2 protein-coding genes and 1 pseudogene are annotated in these 1,926 nt (G+C 51.7%); all 3 read right to left on the bottom strand.

Annotated features, from left to right (window positions below; genetic code table 11):
• Window positions 1–333: pseudogene (locus tag VIR50_RS08735) on the bottom strand (arginine--tRNA ligase); the annotation flags it as partial.
• A 77-nt stretch (window positions 334–410) separates the two neighbouring features.
• The gene (locus VIR50_RS08730) at window positions 411–1,442 is read right to left on the bottom strand and encodes a M28 family peptidase (protein WP_331934750.1); all 1,032 of its coding nucleotides are present in this window, start codon (window positions 1,440–1,442) and stop codon (window positions 411–413) included.
• Window positions 1,443–1,454: 12 nt separating this feature from the next.
• A partial coding sequence (locus VIR50_RS08725) for a dipeptidase (protein ID WP_331934749.1) occupies window positions 1,455–1,926 on the bottom strand: 472 nt, incomplete at its 5' end.

The following is a 1,926-nucleotide window of genomic DNA, read 5'->3' as shown; positions in this document are numbered from 1 at the left end:
GGCCTTTTTCTCTCCATAAAAATCATCGGCATTGATGTCGTTGAGCAGTTCCACCCATGCGGCGTCGGCTATCGAGAGGTTAAGAAATCCCTTAACCACGTTAAATCGGGCCACGGCCTTGCAGTTGTTCTCGAGATAGCGACCTATCTCCTCGGCCGTATCCTCGGGCTTTTTCTTGGAAAGTTTCAAGAAAGGAAACACAACCAACGTAAGGTTTCCTTCAAAATCACTACGTGTCTTTTGGAGTTGCACCATCTTGGCAGGCACATCTTGACCATAGAGTTCCTTTATCGCGTCGATAACAGAACCACTAATTTGATTCTCAATATTCATAGGGGAAAGTTTAATTCGGTTATTTTAATGCAAAGTTAGCTCAAAAAGGGCTAACTTCAAAATAAATCACGCCAATTTTACTCTTCGCTGAAGAGCACCTGCATGAGCGTTTGGCCCACCGCCTTCAAGGTATTGCGGTCGATATGGTCCATATCATCGGCCAGCGTATGCCACGTAGGTCCGAAGCTGCTCTGCTGACAATCGGGGTGATAAGGGATAATATCGATGGTAGGAATACGGGCCACCTGATTGACGGGAATGTGGTCGTCGGTGATCGCTCCGCCGTCGCTCTTGGGGAAATAGCTCGCGTAACCGGCCTGACGGGCGGCCTTCCATACCTTCTTTACTATCTCCGGAGCGTACTGCATAGACATTTGCTCACGATAGAACTTAGCGCCCTGCCCGCCAACCATATCGAGCAAGATACCGTAACGGGCCTCGTAACCTTCAGGAAGATGGCTGCTCCAGTACTGTGCGCCCAAGGCCCACGAGTCAGGATCGTCGGCCACGCCGGCCCACTGCGGCGTACCCCAGTCCTCGGCGTCGAAACATACGAAGTCAACTCCCAAATGGGCCGGCAGCCGTTGGGCGTCGGTATGGAGCAATCGGGCCACTTCCAACATGACGGCCACACCGCTGGCAGCGTCGTTGGCAGCCACGATAGGCTTCTTCCAATTGGCCGTATCGGGGTCGTTATCGGCCCAAGGACGACTGTCCCAATGGGCACAAAGGAGAATACGGGTGGTAGCCGAGGGGTTATAAGAGGCCATGATATTATGGGCTTTCAGGACGGTGCCGTCGTAACCCTTAAGGTCGGCCCGCTGGCTGGTTACCTTACAGCCGTATGATTGAAACTTGCTTACAATCCATTCGCCGCAGCGGTCGTGGGCGACAGAATTCATATCACGAAATCCAAAGTCGCATTGGGCCTTGGTAAAAGCAAAGGCGCTGTCGGCATTAAAGGTGGGTCCGACGGGGCGGAGCTTCTCCACCTCCTCTATCTCAGCCACTTCTCGGGTCTTGTCCTGCATCATCTTATAATAATAACCGCCACCTCCCATCAGGCCGGCCACAACAAGCGCCACTCCTATTTTCATCGTTTTATTCATCTCATTTTAGATTTATACATTTTGAACCTGCTCCATTACTCTCAACCAATTGCCGCCCCATATTTTCCGAATGTCGTCTTCGCTGTAGCGACGACGCAGCAGTCGGATGGTAAACTGTATCAGTTCGGAACTGTCGGCCAGTCCTCTGATACCGCCATCGCCATCGAAATCGGTGCCGATACCTACGCCGTCAATGCCCATAAGGCTGATGGCATGCTCCAAATGGGCGATGGCGTCGCGAATATCGGCCTCGCCGGCCCTGCGAAGGAAGCCATTATAAAGTGTTATATGGGCCACACCACCTTTCCGGGCCAAGGCTTTCAGTTGGTCATCGGTTAGATTACGGGGCATATCACATAGGGCTTTGGCATTGCTGTGACTGCAAACAATCGGTTTGGAACTAATTTCCAACGCATCGTAAAAACTTTTCTCACCACCATGACTAAGGTCGACCATAATGCCCAAACGGTTCATTTCCCGAATG

This window comes from Prevotella sp., assembly GCF_036570325.1.
GTDB lineage: Bacteria > Bacteroidota > Bacteroidia > Bacteroidales > Bacteroidaceae > Prevotella.
The sequence above is the reverse complement of the archived record's forward strand: the minus strand, read 5'-3'. Positions and strand labels throughout refer to the sequence as shown.